General features: G+C 57.7%; 9 protein-coding genes and 3 pseudogenes. 4 read left to right on the top strand and 8 right to left on the bottom strand.

Features of this window, described 5'->3' with window-relative positions:
• Positions 1–742 precede the first annotated feature (742 nt).
• Together RX328_RS43415 and RX328_RS10200 are read left to right on the top strand one after the other, a co-directional pair.
• On the top strand, positions 743–1,819 hold the full coding sequence (locus RX328_RS43415; RefSeq protein WP_409410894.1) for a uridylate kinase: 1,077 nt from the start codon (positions 743–745) through the stop codon (positions 1,817–1,819).
• 365 nt (positions 1,820–2,184) lie between these two features.
• Entirely contained in the window at positions 2,185–2,508 is a 324-nt protein-coding gene (locus RX328_RS10200) for an IS66 family insertion sequence element accessory protein TnpB (RefSeq protein WP_317258675.1), read from the top strand.
• An 11-nt stretch (positions 2,509–2,519) separates the two neighbouring features.
• On the opposite strand, the gene RX328_RS10195 is transcribed toward RX328_RS10200, so the two are convergent.
• Complete coding sequence (locus RX328_RS10195) at positions 2,520–3,851, bottom strand: CoA transferase (protein WP_213255457.1); 1,332 nt, start codon at positions 3,849–3,851, stop codon at positions 2,520–2,522.
• Between RX328_RS10195 and RX328_RS10190 the strand changes: the two are divergent.
• Positions 3,850–4,942 (top strand): annotated as a pseudogene (locus RX328_RS10190) (IS3 family transposase); the annotation flags it as partial. The gene RX328_RS10195 and the pseudogene RX328_RS10190 overlap by 2 nt on opposite strands.
• 200 nt (positions 4,943–5,142) lie before the next feature.
• Here the strand turns inward: RX328_RS10190 and RX328_RS10185 are convergent.
• The 4 genes and pseudogenes from RX328_RS10185 to ectB all read right to left on the bottom strand — a co-directional run bounded on the left by RX328_RS10185 (position 5,143) and on the right by ectB (position 8,588).
• Positions 5,143–5,283 carry a CoA transferase gene (locus tag RX328_RS10185; protein WP_213255455.1) on the bottom strand — a complete coding sequence of 47 codons (141 nt, stop codon included), beginning with the start codon at positions 5,281–5,283 and terminating at the stop codon, positions 5,143–5,145.
• Positions 5,284–5,349: 66 nt separating this feature from the next.
• Positions 5,350–5,571, bottom strand: a pseudogene (locus RX328_RS10180) (hypothetical protein); the annotation flags it as partial.
• Positions 5,572–5,794: 223 nt separating this feature from the next.
• A complete protein-coding gene (locus RX328_RS10175; RefSeq protein ID WP_213255453.1) occupies positions 5,795–6,556 on the bottom strand; it encodes a hypothetical protein in 762 nt (253 codons plus the stop codon).
• Positions 6,557–7,319: 763 nt separating this feature from the next.
• The gene (gene ectB, locus RX328_RS10170) at positions 7,320–8,588 is read right to left on the bottom strand and encodes a diaminobutyrate--2-oxoglutarate transaminase (protein ID WP_213255483.1); all 1,269 of its coding nucleotides are present in this window, start codon (positions 8,586–8,588) and stop codon (positions 7,320–7,322) included.
• A gap of 599 nt (positions 8,589–9,187) precedes the next feature.
• Between ectB and RX328_RS10165 the strand changes: the two genes are divergently transcribed.
• Positions 9,188–10,522 (top strand): IS5 family transposase, encoded by a 1,335-nt coding sequence (locus RX328_RS10165; RefSeq protein ID WP_213255451.1) that lies wholly within the window; start codon positions 9,188–9,190, stop codon positions 10,520–10,522.
• Positions 10,523–10,711: 189 nt separating this feature from the next.
• Here the strand turns inward: RX328_RS10165 and RX328_RS10160 are convergent.
• From RX328_RS10160 to RX328_RS10150, 3 genes and pseudogenes are all read right to left on the bottom strand, one after another.
• Positions 10,712–11,438, bottom strand: a pseudogene (locus RX328_RS10160) (IS630 family transposase); the annotation flags it as partial.
• Between the two features lie 30 nt (positions 11,439–11,468).
• Complete coding sequence (locus RX328_RS10155) at positions 11,469–12,344, bottom strand: DUF2156 domain-containing protein (RefSeq protein ID WP_213255449.1); 876 nt, start codon at positions 12,342–12,344, stop codon at positions 11,469–11,471.
• Positions 12,345–13,036: 692 nt separating this feature from the next.
• A complete protein-coding gene (locus tag RX328_RS10150) occupies positions 13,037–13,855 on the bottom strand; it encodes an aldo/keto reductase (protein ID WP_213255447.1) in 819 nt (272 codons plus the stop codon).
• Between the last annotated feature and the right edge of the window lie 381 nt (positions 13,856–14,236).

Below are 14,236 nucleotides of genomic sequence, written 5' to 3'. Positions count from 1 at the left end.
GTCAAACGGGCATCGGCCCGTTCAACATCCGCTTGCCTGAAGGCGCAAAGCCTGAGAACTACAAGGAAGGCGCCACGCCCGATCTTGAGACTCGCTACTGAAGCGTCGAGGGCGCGGTGTTGTTCCGGGCGAACCCGCGATCTGACGAGGCGGCAAGAGCGAGGGCGGATCGAGGGTCCCGCTGCGATGCCGCCGGCCTCGTTGAAGCTGCCGCTTCGCTGTCGGCGTGACCGACGATAACGCGTGCCGCGTCGCCGCGATCGATTGGCCGGCAATCGATGAGCCGTTTGCGGCTTGTACAACGCCGTGGAAGGCCGGCCGAGCAGCAACTGTTGCTCGTGCCGCTCTCCGAAGGCCTCGCAGCCCTACTGCCTTGCGGACTGGCGGCCATTCAGCGCCGCAAGCGTGCGGGCTACGTCTTTTGAACGACGCGGGTCGCGCGATCTCGCGCGGCTCGCCCTCAAGCATCACAGAAGCAGGTCGATGAACAACGGGATCCTTTCCGGTACTAACGCGATCGTCAACAGCCAGGGAAGTCCTCGGCGTCAGTGATCGGGGTACATGGGAGTTGGACCAGCTGATGATAGAGCAGGCAAAGCCGGAAATGATCCTCATACTCGATTGCCAATCGCAATCCGATTGGTGGCGCACTCCCAGTCGTGGTAGGTGCATCCATCTGTGCGCCGGCCTAATGTGCCGTCAAATCGGGTAGCGGGATGATTATGCAGTGACAGTCAAGATCATGAAGTTCGGCGGCTCTTCGTTTCGCGCGGCGAATGACTACCGGTCCGTTTCTGCGCACATAATGAACAGACTGGCCACTGATGCAGATAAAGTTGTCGTCGTTGTTAGTGCGATGTACGGGGTGACAGAGTCACTAAAGGCACTGGCGTTATCTGTAAACGACCGATGCCAGAGTGCAGCTTTGGACACTGTGCTTACAACAGGAGAGATTGTTTCCGTCGGCTTACTTGAGGCTGCGTTGGAGAGATACTCGGTTCCGGTATCATCGCTCTTTGGTTATTCGTTGGGGATCCACACTTCCTCGGGATCCAATCGAGTGTGCATCGAAAATATCGATAAGGCACCTCTTCGTAGGGCGCTGGACGCAAATCGAGTTGTAATAGTAGCGGGCGCCCAGGGCGCCGATACGAGCGGGCGCGTCTCAATGCTCGGCCGTAATAGTTCGGATTTAACCGCTGTGGTGGTTGCCGATATCGTAGGAAGTAGTTCGTGCGAAATTTATTCGGATGTGTGTGGCATCTATACGTCGGACCCGCACCTGGTGGAGGGAGCGAGGCTGATCCGGGAAATCTCCTATGCTACTGTCAGTCGTATAGCCCGTCGCGGTGCTAAAGTGCTTCACTGTAGAGCCGCTGAGTACGCTTCCACACGAGGAATTGTGATTTCTTGTAAAGCGTTAGTGCCACGGGAAACCGTTGGAACACTCGTAGGCAGCGTGGGAGACGCGGCGACCGTTGTGATAGATCGATCGGCTAAAAGGGTAAGATTCAGTAGTCTTTCTGAACAGCAGGTAGCGCTAGCTCTCCTGGACTCACTCGACATCACGTGGATCGAGGTGGGGCGGCCTGAAACATGCGAGGTTTATTTGAGTCATGACTCTCATTTTGCTCTCAATACACTTGCACAACAAGGGATTACACCTTCAGATCTTTCGAAAGTAGTATTAGTTACTGAGATTAATAGGGATCAACAGAGGACATACGAGTTTCAGGATCTGGAATCTGCTGTTTCTTGCGCCCGACGGGTACACGCGACTTTTTACCCGAGGGAGCAGCAATCCACAGTGGGACTGTGAGACAGATTGGCTTTCGCTTCCGTACGCTATCCTCTTGTCGTTGTCGGCGTGCCGATCGCTACCGCATGAGTGTGCGATGCAGAACTCTGCCGATGGCACCTGCTATCCTACCGAAGAGGGCGTAACGGGTGCAGGGTAGCGTGTAGGTCACCCCGCATAGCGGGCGGTGTTTGATTGTCAGAGAATCTCCCGGTGATTTGTTCCCAGGAGATCATATGAGCGAACATAGGTCTGACACTAAGAACTTCGAAGTTATCACGGCGACACCCGAGCGGCTTCCGGTCAGTCCGGGGCGAAGCCATCGCACCTGATCGCGGGAGGCGAAGGAGCGGATTGTCGGGGAAACGTTCGCGCCCGGGGCGAACGTGTCGGCGATCGCGCGGGCTCACGGGCTTGATCCATCGCAGGTGTTTGCCTGGCGGCGCAAGGCGCTGGCCTCGGGAGTTGTTGCGCCGCTTTCCGAGCGAGCCCGACCGATCAAGTTCGCGCGTTTTGAAGCTGTGGCGGGCGAGACGATGGAAATTGTGGTCGGCGATGTCGCGGTGCGCATCGGCAGCGATGTGGAGCCTGAGCGGCTTGCTGCGGTAATCGCTCTCGACGAAGCACACTCTCGCACTATGTGGTCAAGATCGCGCGGCTCGGCGGGTACTTGGCCCGAGCCAACGATCCGCCTCCAGGAAATACCGTGATCTGGCGAGGACTATCGCGGCTGACCGACATCGAACTGGGAGCCGCGATCGAGGCAAAAATTATGGGTAATTGAAAGATCAGCTTGGCGCTTACGGTGCAGGTGTATTTTGTCCGAAAGCAATGTAAGCCTCCGGCGGGGGCCCGCCCAGCCCATCGTGAAATCGATGACGCGAATACCATGCAACGGCTGCCGGCCGGGATCGATGCAGCCGGACGTCCCCGGCGCAGCGAGGGACGGATGTGTTCGGATGTTCGCGAAAGCCTGCTGCTCGCCGGGAGCCGGAACCTTGCCGCCCCGGCGCGGTGGCGTTAATGTCAGTCGTTGCACCGAGCCAGTCGTCAGGCCCTCTTCTTCGCCAAGCCGGACGGGCACGATAGCGCCGATCGCGTTCTTCTCCACCTCCTGAAGCAGATCGGAAATCTCGGGCACCGGCACGATGGGGATCTTGCGTTTCAGTCCCTCTTCAAACCACTCCTGCGCCGTCCGCGCCTTCAGTCTCGGCTTGAACTGTCGTTCGATCTCATCCGTCTTTAGCAGCCGATCCTCGCCGAGGACCAGAGCCGGATCATCATGTAATTCGGACAGCCATGTCGCAGAACGCGCGCCATTGTGCTGGCGTGACCGTGGTAACACCGAGCCGACCTTTTTGATTTCGTAAATGCCGGACGGAAAGCCCGGCCAGAAGCGGTTAATGGCAATTCGTCGCATCACGTCGCCGCGCGCAAACGCCTCGAGCATGAGATACTCGGTGAGAGCGAGGCTCGATTCGAAAATACTGAGCGACCACGACCGCCCTGCCCCACCATGCATTCGCGAAGAAGCCGCGGCGATGAAGCCCCACAGGCCGGCAACGATACCCGTCTGGAAATCAGGTGCGTGCAACGGCGGTCCCTCGACAGGTCCAACCACCTTGATGAGGCCGGCGAGCGCGCGGATTGTCGAATCGGTTGCGGCGACTCCTGCATAGGGTCCTTCCGGGCCGAACCAGCTAGCTTCGAGGTAGGTCAACCCGGAGCGTTGCTGCCGGATCGCAGCGATGTCAATGAACGGGCAATCCGCGTCATCCACATCGCGGCTATCAATCAGAATGTCGCAGTCGTCGATGAGTGCCGTCAGCCGTGTGATCGCGTCGAGGTCGGCGGTATCCATGATGACGCTTGACTTATTGAAGTTCAGGAATGCGAACCACGCGCTCTGACCGTTGGGCGTGAGTGGCGCGCTGCGGCGAAGTGGATCGCCTGATGGCGGCTCGACCTTCTGAAACTGAAGTGGACCCCGGATTTTGGACCGCGGCTTAGGTGGTGCGGATGCCGTTCCGTTTTGATAAACGGAGCGGACCATGAAGAAGACGAGACGGAAAATCGATGCGGCGCTGAAGGCAAAGATCGGCTTGGAGGCGCTGCGAGAACAATCAACGGTGACGGATCTGGCGCAGCGCTACCAGGTGCATGTGAACCAGATTAAGCGTGGAAGAAGCAACTTCAGGATCAAGCGGTTCGGGCGTTCGACGCGGGCGCTGGTCGGGATGGCGAGGCGGCCCACGAACTGGAGGTCGAGAAGCTCCACGCCAAGATCGGACAATAGACGGTCGAGCGAGATTTCTTAGCCAGGAGGTCCGGAAGATGAGCGCGCCGGATCGCCGAGGATTGCTTCAGCGCGATCATGAGAGTCTATCGATCCGCCGGCAATGCCAACTGCTGAGCGTTGCGCGATCGAGCGTATATCGGCCGCCGCGGCCGGCCAATGACAACGACGTTGAGCTGATGCGGCGGATCGACCAGCTGTTCACGGCCTGGCCGTTCCTGGGCTCGCGGCGGATGACGGCGATGCTCAATGGCGAAGGGTGTCGCATCAATCGCAAGCGCGTGCAGCGGTTGATGCGCAAGATGGGCATCGCGGCGCTGGGACCAAAGCCCAGAACCACAAAGCCGGCGCCGGGACACAAGATCTTCCCGTATCTCCTGCGCCATATGGTGATCGACCGGCCGAATCAAGTGTGGGCGGCCGATATCACCTATGTGCCGATCGGCCAGGGCTTTCTGTATCTGGTGGCGATCATCGATTGGGCGAGCCGTGCGGTGCTGGCCTGGCGCCTGTCGAACACGATGGACACATCGTTCTGCGTGTCTGCGCTCGAAGAGGCCTTGGCGCGCTTCGGCCGGCCTGAGATCTTCAATACCGACCAGGGCAGCCAGTTCACCAGCGCCGCCTTCACCGGCACGCTGGCCGCCACCGGCGTCAGGATCTCGATGGACGGTCGCGGGCGCTGGATGGACAACGTGTTCATTGAGCGGCTGTGGCGCTCGCTCAAATACGAGGACATCTATCTCAAGGGTTATTCGGATGGCCATGAGGCCAAGGCCGGAATCGCCCGATGGATCGAGTTTTACAATCTCCAGCGCCCTCATCAAGCGCTGGAAAACTGCGCGCCGATGACGGTCTGGCGAGCCGGCGCATTCGGCGAAGAGGCTGTGGATATGACGCTTCTCGCAAGCGAGAAGCTTGGACAACGCTGCGCGTGCCCACATCCCCACATCCCCACAGCCACAACACCAGCAAGCAAGAGTAGCGTAAAGTTATTGGGAAGAACGAACGGCAGCAGCTCCACTTAAGAAACCGGACCCAGTGGTCCTCAGCATAGGGTCCACTTCAGAACATCGGCGCCAAAATCGGCAAACAACCGCGCGCAATAGCTGGTTGCGGCCGAGCTACCGATCTCAATGACCCGCACATGCGATAACACTCCCATCGAGCGCTCCATTTTCCCGGCCATGCTGATGCTCCGGAACATCATCGGCCACGCGATGCGAGGCTGTGGCCACCGCGAGCGCGTCGCTGCTTACCCGGCGTCGATACACGGGCGTTTGCGCCTGCTGCGAAGCGGCGGCACAGGGGACCGAGCGCAGACCCATCCTGATCCACCGGCGCGTCTCCGCGGGATTGATGACGTTGTCAATCTGAATACCTTGGCAATCGATGCGGCCGTGCCGTTGGCATTGAGCTCCGCAACTTTATTCCTGTAATACTCTTCGCGACCGGGCGGTTCTGCGATCGCCTCCAGAGGCGCGCAGCGATCATTGGCGGCGAGGAGCAATCGGATTTGGCTTCGACGACCGTGGTCGGAATGAGGAAACTCGCGCCGCATCGTTATGAACTGCTCAACGAGGCAGCCCTTGTCGAGGACACGGTATGCGGCCGTGGCAAACCTCGTCGATTGTCGACGATCAGCTGAATTCTTACGGCCAGCATTTGCGCGGCTGCGCACCAAGCTTAAGTCCGCCCATTCATGCCGGCGAAAATGACGGGGCTAAACGCAGCTCGGTTCTGTCGTGACGATCAACAAGGCTCCTCAACTCCTCGCCGGTTAGCCAAATAAGCCAGTCGTCGTCCACAATACCCTCTTCCACCAGCTGTAATATCGACCCCCCTGGTTCGTGATGCGGGCTTTCGTATTGCGCAACGACGCCCTTATCCAGTGACCAGCGCGCTACGAGTGCACATACGAAGTCAGGAGCCCACATCGCATAAGACACGCCTCGTGCTATTCCTGTTATGATCCTGGGCATGCCCTGTCCTCTAAAGTCTCTACGCACCCAAATATCCCCGTGGTAGGCTACTTTTCCGGTCATCTTCTTCGCGCTTGGTGCGGTGCAAATACAACGGTCCTGAGGATGTGCATGTATGGCCGGATCAGCGTAAAACGCCTTCAGGGATTCAAGATGTTCTGCAAAGTTGCTTTGCGAGAGGTCAAACAGTCGAGCAGCCTGCAAAAGCGCGACCTCGTTATTCTTGTCGACGCCTATGATCCAATACCCTTCGCCTGATTTGATTGGCGAGCGATCCGGCCGGAAAGTTGGATATGTCGGTCCCTTTGTTGGAGTGGCTCGTGTGATCGAGACATACTCATGAAAATCGAATCCTATGGACAGCCTGATGCCTTTTTGGGCGGCGGCGTCGTCGTGTTTTTGAAGAAAACGTGAAACGTGCAACGGATTGATCACAATTGCCATTGCTGCACCTTGTCCAATCGTGATGAGCTGAATCATAGCCCTACGGTACTAATCCTACGGCATAAACCAGAGTCGAGACACTACCTATTCTGAGGAGAATGTCGTATCGAGATTTGCGCAGGCGGCGTTGACAGCTATCAGCATTCAACAGTGATGGAGCTTGGCAATGGCGGCCTTGACGGAGCCGCGGATTGGGGTAGATGATGTTGCTGGTCCAGTTCGACGAACCGGTAGCCGTTATCGAGCAATCTTTGCTTCAAGAATCGCCACGAGGCGTCCCGCCACTCACGATCAAAAAAGTCAGAGAACGTTCACACCACGATCAACACCGTTCCCTATTGAGACGAAGGATTTCGACATGCCGAACGTCGCGATCCCGGCGCGAACGGTGGCGCACCAGATTCGTACCAAGGCACACGCGGATCGCCGACGGTCTCGGCACGTCAATGACGATCAGCGTCCCATTGTTTTCGGCGAGAAACTCTAGCTCATCGACCTTTGCCTAACGGACCAGGACGTGCGCGAGGATTCCGCGGTGTGCATCGCGCGGTCAACCCTGACCTAAGGCCGAAAAGCGCGTGGTCGATCAGTTCGCCGCAAAGCTCGCGACACCTGAAGATCCAATCACGCAACCTTCTCGGAAAGTCGATCCGCTGAGAAGGCGATCGGCGGCCCAGAATGCCTGAAACCCAGCACAGCTGCACAAACGCGTGCGGATGGTGGGGGCCTGATTGCAGCCCTTGCGGTTTTTCAGAACCTGACCCGGTACCGCAGCCGGCGGCTGGACGAGCAGCGAGGGTCACGTCACTGCGACCTTGGCCTGCTTCAATGTCTCGGCCAGAGATTCCTCGAAAATCTCAAGGCCTCGGTTTAGTGTCTCAACGTCGATTGTGAGTGCAGGCAAGAATTTCACGACCTGATCAACGGCTCCGCATCGTTCGATGATCAATCCCTTCTCAAATGCCTTGCGACTCGTGGCCTCTGCGATTTCGGTCATATGGCAATCAAACCCCAACGCCATGCCACGCCCTCGAACGGCAAACCTGTTTCCATGCTCGGATGCAATGGCCTCAAGCTGGCGCCGCATAAGTTCTCCCAGGCGGTGAACTCCTTCTGAGAACCTGGGACAGCGCCAATAAATGTTTATTGCTGCGGTTGCAGATACAAGTGCAAGGTTGTTTCCTCGAAACGTGCCTGTGTGTTCTCCTGGCTGCCATACATCGAGTTCCTCTCTGATCAACAACATCGATAATGGTAGACCGAACCCGCTTAGCGATTTCGACAGCACGACGATATCTGGCGACAACCCTGAAAACTCGAAGCTAAAGAATTCGCCGGTGCGACCACAGCCCATCTGGATATCGTCAACTATGAGAAGCGCACCAACAGTTTTCGCTATTGCCTGAATTGATTGCAGCCATTCCTTGCCAGCTACATTTATGCCCCCTTCTCCCTGCACAGTTTCGACCAGAATGGCAGCTGGAGAATCGACCCCACTGCTCTTGTCCACCAGTACCTTTCGCAGATACTCAGCCGTATCAACAGCTGGTCCGAGATAGCCATCATAGGGCATGAATGTTGCACTCGACAAAGAAACACCGCTAGCTTTGCGGTAAGAACGATTGCCGCTCACAGCAATCGCTCCTAAACTCATGCCATGATATCCGTGCGTGAATGCAATAATATTTTGACGTCCTGTGACTTTGCGTGCGAGTTTTAAAGCTGCCTCAACAGCATTAGCCCCTGTCGGGCCTGTGAATTGGAACCGGTACTGCATACCCCGTTCCCGAAGTATGGCAGAGTTGAAAGTATTCATAAATGCCAGCTTTGCGGGAGTCGCCATGTCGAGCCCGTGGACTATGGCATCCGACGCCAGATACTCAGTAATAGCAGCTTTGATTTGGTGATTGTTGTGGCCATAGTTCAGTGCTCCAGCACCGGAGAGGAAGTCAATGACGTTCCGCCCCCCGTCAGTTAACATGATGGAGCCGCGCGCTCGACTGAAAATAGCCGGGAACGAACGTGAGTATGAGCGGACGTTTGATTCTAGGACTTCCAAGGTCCGCATATTGCGCGACTCGCCAATTGATCCACCCATGGTTGTCTCCTCCGGAAGTAACCGGTTCGATGAACAAGCTACGCTTCTCTCAGATTGGGCGCCCCCTGAAGAGACCGGAGCGCGGGCACGGTTTCGGCGGGACTTATGTTGCACGAGGGGGTCCCCAGAATGGCTCCACCCATTTACCTGAGAACTGGGAACAACGTACCTACCAACTCTAACAGTTTGATTCAGAATTACCCATGTGCGCTGCCATGTAGGCACGCCTCGTTGAGCTCGGCAAACTGAAACGTCGTTCAGTTTTCGATGAGTGTTTTCCGAGTTGAAGGAATCGGGACCGGTTACGCCGAGAGCAGCTGATTTAAGCTGATTGCCAGGCGTGGAAATGGGAAGGTGCGATGGAGGTTCTCGGGCTGGCCGCGATACCCATAGGTGGTCGCCCGTGAAGAATTCGGAAGCGATTGATCCGTCGCTGTGATTTGACGTGAGCAAGTATTCGATTTTGCAAGAAAGCCGTGGGTAGGTCTCGGTTTTCTTGCGTTTTTGGATTCCGGATTTGGCGGCTTCGTGATTCATTTGACGGCGAGATTCGCTGTTGGGGAGAACCCATGAGCCAGCCGCGCGACAATCGTCAGGACGATCTGTTTCGTCCATCTCTGGAGAAGATCATCAACCTTCGCCATCCGCTGGTGCGTCTGGCAGCGGAGATCGATTGGGACTTCCTGGCGGGACGCTTCAGTTCGGTCTGTCGCCTCGGGCCGGGGCAGCCACCGTTGCCGACACGATTGGTAGCCGGACTGTTCATCCTCAAGCACATGCACAATCTCTCTGACGAGGCGCTGTGCGACAGGTGGGTCGAGAACCCGTATTTTCAGTATTTCTGCGGCGAAGTGGTGTTCCGGCACGACCTGCCGTTCGATCGCTCGTCGCTGACCCGCTGGCGCCAGCGGCTGGGCGAGGAGCAGATCGCCGCGCTGCTGCAAGAAAGCCTCTCGGTGGCGCATCGAACTGGGGCGATCGAGACCAAAGATCTCGAGCGGGTCGTTGTCGACACCACCGTCCAGGAGAAGGCGATCGCGCATCCGAGCGATGCGCGGCTCATGCACCGGGCGATCGAGAAGCTGGTCGATTTGGCCAAACGCGAGGGCATCGAACTGCGCCAGAGCTATCTGCGCGTGGCCAAGCGCGCCGCCATCATGGTGGGGCGCTACACGCATGCCCACCAGTTCAAGCGCGCCCGGCGAGAACTCAAATTCCTGCGCACCCGGCTTGGCCGCATCATCCGTGACATCAGACGCAAGATCGAGGGCGACCCTGCGCTTGAGGATCGCTTTGGTCCGCTGCTCGATCTCGCCCACCGGGTTCGCCATCAAGAGCAGCGTCAGCGCGGTCCCAAGGTCTACTCGTTGCACGCCCCCGAGGTGGAGTGCATCGGCAAAGGCAAGGCCCGGGCACCTTACGAGTTTGGCTGCAAAGTCTCGATTGCCACGCCTGCCACCGCGCCCAAAGGCGGGCAGTTCGTGCTGCATGCCAAGGCCCTGCACGGCAATCCCTATGACGGCCACACGCTCGGTCCCGTCATCGCCGATCTCGAAAAGCTCACAGGTGTCGCAGCGCGCCGCATCCACGGCGACAAGGGCTATCGCGGCCACAACTATCCCGACCGGTTCAAGGTCTGGATCAGCGGCCAGGTTCGCCGCGTCACCAAAGCCATCCGCCGCGAGATGCGGCGTCGTACCGCCGTCGAGCCGGTGATCGGCCATCTCAAGGACGACCACCGAATGCGCCGCAACCATCTCAAGGGCCGCGACGGCGACCGCATCAACGCCGTTCTCGCCGCCGCCGGCTACAACTTCAGCCTGCTCCGCCACTGGTTCGCGGAACTTTTACGCGTCCTGCTATGGATACTCTGTCGCCGCCTATCGCAACCACACCTTGCGTAAAACGGCGCTCAGAAACGTTCTTCACGAACGACTAGGTGCCGAGCAATTGCTAACGGCCTCGCGTCGCGGCAAAGCGGTGGAGCGTTTCCAAGCATTAGGGTTACGATTCTGAGCGCTGAGGAGCGCCGTGAGTATCAGAGCCTCTACACGGACCACCGCAAAGGCTTCCACTGTGATTTGATTTCCCGGAAAGTCGAGGAACTCGACACGGCGCCGCCGTTTTGAATGCGCCGCGATGATCTTTCCGGTCGCAACCTCGAGCGCCGCAAACAGCGTTGTCGTGCCATGCCGCTTGTAGTCGTGGCTCTGACCGGTCAAGGCGCGACCATTTGGGCAACTTCAGATAACCTTGCGCTCGTTCCAAAGCCTGGATTGAAGGCTTTTCGTCCACGCATAGCACGATAGCCTTCTCGGGCGGGGCGACGTAGAGGCCGACAACATCGGCGGCTTTGGCCGTGAAGTTCGGGTCGTTGCTCTCGCACCAGGACTTGCGAGCCACGAGGTCGATCTTGTGGTTGCGCAGGAACCGCCAGACATATTGGACGTCAACATCGCCCAGCGCCTCGGCCAGCAGGGGCCCGGTCCAGCGCGCAAACCCTTCCGGTGGCTGCTTGTCCAACAGCCGCAGAATCCGCTTGTCGGTGGCCTTCGTATAGATCGGCTGCTTGCCAGGCCGCGGCCTCTCCTGCAGCCCTTCAAGGCCAAGGCCGGCATAGCGATGCCGCCACAGGCTGACAATCCGAGGCTGGAGCCCGACTTCCTTGGCTATCGACCGCGTGCTGCGCCCGGCCGCCGCCAACAAAACTATCCGCGCCCGCTTCAAATCGCGCTGCAATGTCGCCGGCGAACGACAACGCGCCTCCAGGACCTTGCGATCCTTCCTCGAAAGGTGAACTTCTCTTGCCTCGGGTATCATCCCGATCTTGAATCACGTGGGTACTAGTCATCACAAAGACATCCGTGCGCTGTACTTTTCCACGAGTCCGGCCGGCTGCCAGCCGAGCTTCGCTTCGCGTAAGCCCGGAATACCGAGATCCTGCGCTCTATTAATAAACTTTGCTTCGGCTGCAAGCGCGCCCGCGAATGCATGAAGAACGTACTGGTAGGCGCCCTTGAACTCTAGTGCGGCCTTCTCATAGTGCTCAACAAACGTTTCAAAGTTGAGCCGTTCGCCGATAGCAAAAGCCACGAGCGCCTGATCTATCTCCACCGCCACCCCCCTCATGGGCAGCGAATCAAAGTTCTGAAAAGCGACTTTGACGGCGGCGGTCTCCTCCGCTGCCGAACTTCGATCAGTGTCTTGCTCGCTCACCCATTTCTCTTGAAGCGCGATACAAGCAGTCACGTCGCGTGCCTCTAACGTCCGCACCGTCGGATTGAGACTGGCAAATCTCCTGACTTTGTTTCTCTTCACTTCGAACTTCTTGCCCTTTAAAGATATGAGGTCCTCAACGTTGTAGTAGTAGTCACTATTATCACGATCGAATACGATGGGCATGCTTCCCGAAAGGTCATCGGAAAGGATCTTTGGTATCCTCACCCACTGGTACCTTCGGAGCCCGGGAAGCGGCTCCAGCATGATCTCCTTCGGATTCTCTCCTATCGGAGGAAAGAACTGCGGTTCACAGTCGGATTTTCGTTGATAGGACACGAGGAGATGATCGCGATATACACCGAACCTGTGGTTCTTTATGCCGGCCCAAGACAGAATGTTTGTAAAGGTCATTTCCGAGCATTCGGGCGGATACTCCGCAAAGTAACGATCGAAGGTGGTCTTGTGGGCCATCGATACTGGTTGCATCGCGTCAAAAATGCTTTCCATGGCTATCCGCCTCTCAATACGGAGCATTGTGACGCTGGGGTTTTATCCGCATTCCCGCTACACTCTTCGAAGACATTGAATTCGCTTGCAGTCCGCGCGTTCAGCGGATTGACAAAGGCCTCTGAGATTCCGAACTGATGTCCACGAGATGGGATGATTCCAAATCGATCTACGCGACGTAAGCAGAAACATCTGTCCCCGCGAAGCCGGTTTGAAATCTGACAGCATCGACAGGTGAAGGTGTCGACGAGACAGCACTCGGAGCAGTTGTCGTTCATCGCTATGTCTAAGCTCTCACAACCAATCTGCTCGACGGCATTTAGGACAATGGCATAGCGCTCGACATTCATGCGCTGGGACGACAGCGGTGATGGGAATTTAAACGGCGCTGCCACAGGGAGGTCAACCTATCAACTCTAGCAGTCCCTATCCTTGAAGCGAAGCAGGAGGATCGAAACGTTGCTCTGGCCGGCTTCGATCCGGACGATGTAGCATTCGGACATTTGTGACGTGCGGGACAGCGCCGAAACAGGATGCGGCGGAGCCGTATCAAAGCGTAGATGATCACCATTCATCCAAAAGACTATCGTCGAGCGCTGCCCGCATGCGTTCCGGCGAGCGTCGCACCGGAGTTTGCGCCGGAAGGGCGTGGCCCTGGATTACCTTGCTTCCGCTCGCAACGACGGCCGACCTCAATCCCAGACTGGCGCGAAGCCAGGATTTACAAGACGCTTGTCCTTCGGCAGGGCCCCGATCGCTCTGCGGTCGTCGGAATCGAGCTCGACGTTCAGCGCATCCAGATTGGCCTTCTGGCTTTCGGCACGTGAGGGCTTCGGGATTGCGGCGACGCCGTGCTGGTCGAGCAGCCATTTCAGCGCTACCTGCCCTCCGGTTGCATTGTGCTTCTTGCCGATCTCCATCAGCGTCGCATCGCTTGCCGCGCAGCCTTGCAGCAGCGGGGAATAGGCCACCAGCGGAATGCCTTTGTTGTCGAGACACCGTTTGACCTTCGACTGGCCAAGCATCACGTGATATTCGATCTGGTTGCAAGCGATCGGCGCCCTGATCTCCTCGACCGTGGTCTTGAGCAGCGCCATGGTGAAATTGGCGACGCCGATAGCGCGGGTGAGTCCCTCTTCTTTCAGCTTCACCATCGTCTCGAATACCGCCGGAAGGTTCATGCTGCGCGAGGGCCAATGCACCAGATAGAGATCCACGAACTCAAGCCCAAGCTTCTTCAGGCTCGTATCGAAGGTTCGGCGGATCGCGTCCGGCGCGAGATTCTCGTGCCAGACTTTTGTCGTGACATGCAGGCCTCTGCGGGGAACAACGGAAGATGCAATCGCACGCCCGACGGCATCTTCGTTGGCGTACATTTCTGCGGTGTCGATATGGCGATAACCGAGTGCAAGCGCGCTCTCGACCGCAGCGCGGCAGACATCGCCCTGCATGCGAAAGGTGCCGAGGCCAAGCCGCGGCAGGCTGATGCCTTGGGTCTGCAAATGATCCATTGTGTCACCTGAAGCGAGATTGGCGACCGAAAAGCCGGCACTTGCACAAGCGAATGTTGGCTGAAAACTGCGGGATGGCAGGACCTCCGGTACCGGTTTGCTCGTCTACCGAGGCCGAGATCGCGGAAACGCCAAGCAGCAACCGCGCATAGAAATCTGGCTGCCAAGCGTGAGAAGGGATCCGGCACGAGATCAAAGAGAGCTTTCGTCGAGCGGTGAGTTTCCAAACAATGAGGACAGGCTTCTGGAATCGATGGTCGGAAATATGCATATGTCTAACGCGCGGCTCACTCTCATCAATTAGGTTCAGAACTCGCTCAACATGTCTCCGCCCTGGGACGGCCGCGAACGAGCAAGATTGTTGAGCCATCTCGGGTAGCG

The sequence above is a fragment of the Bradyrhizobium sp. sBnM-33 genome, assembly GCF_032917945.1.
Lineage (GTDB): Bacteria > Pseudomonadota > Alphaproteobacteria > Rhizobiales > Xanthobacteraceae > Bradyrhizobium.
Note: the sequence above shows the minus strand (reverse complement) of the source record. Positions and strands in the feature narration are given on the sequence as shown.

What these genes read in the sequence shown, in the direction of transcription:
- RX328_RS43415 (WP_409410894.1), top strand. Translation starts at nt 743, where the DNA reads ATGAAGTTCGGCGGCTCTTCGTTTCGCGCGGCGAATGACTACCGGTCC.
- RX328_RS10195 (WP_213255457.1), bottom strand. Translation starts at nt 3,851, where the DNA reads ATGGTCCGCTCCGTTTATCAAAACGGAACGGCATCCGCACCACCTAAG.
- RX328_RS10185 (WP_213255455.1), bottom strand. Translation starts at nt 5,283, where the DNA reads ATGGCCGGGAAAATGGAGCGCTCGATGGGAGTGTTATCGCATGTGCGG.
- RX328_RS10175 (WP_213255453.1), bottom strand. Translation starts at nt 6,556, where the DNA reads ATGATTCAGCTCATCACGATTGGACAAGGTGCAGCAATGGCAATTGTG.
- ectB (WP_213255483.1), bottom strand. Translation starts at nt 8,588, where the DNA reads ATGCGGACCTTGGAAGTCCTAGAATCAAACGTCCGCTCATACTCACGT.
- RX328_RS10165 (WP_213255451.1), top strand. Translation starts at nt 9,188, where the DNA reads ATGAGCCAGCCGCGCGACAATCGTCAGGACGATCTGTTTCGTCCATCT.
- RX328_RS10155 (WP_213255449.1), bottom strand. Translation starts at nt 12,344, where the DNA reads ATGGAAAGCATTTTTGACGCGATGCAACCAGTATCGATGGCCCACAAG.
- RX328_RS10150 (WP_213255447.1), bottom strand. Translation starts at nt 13,855, where the DNA reads ATGGATCATTTGCAGACCCAAGGCATCAGCCTGCCGCGGCTTGGCCTC.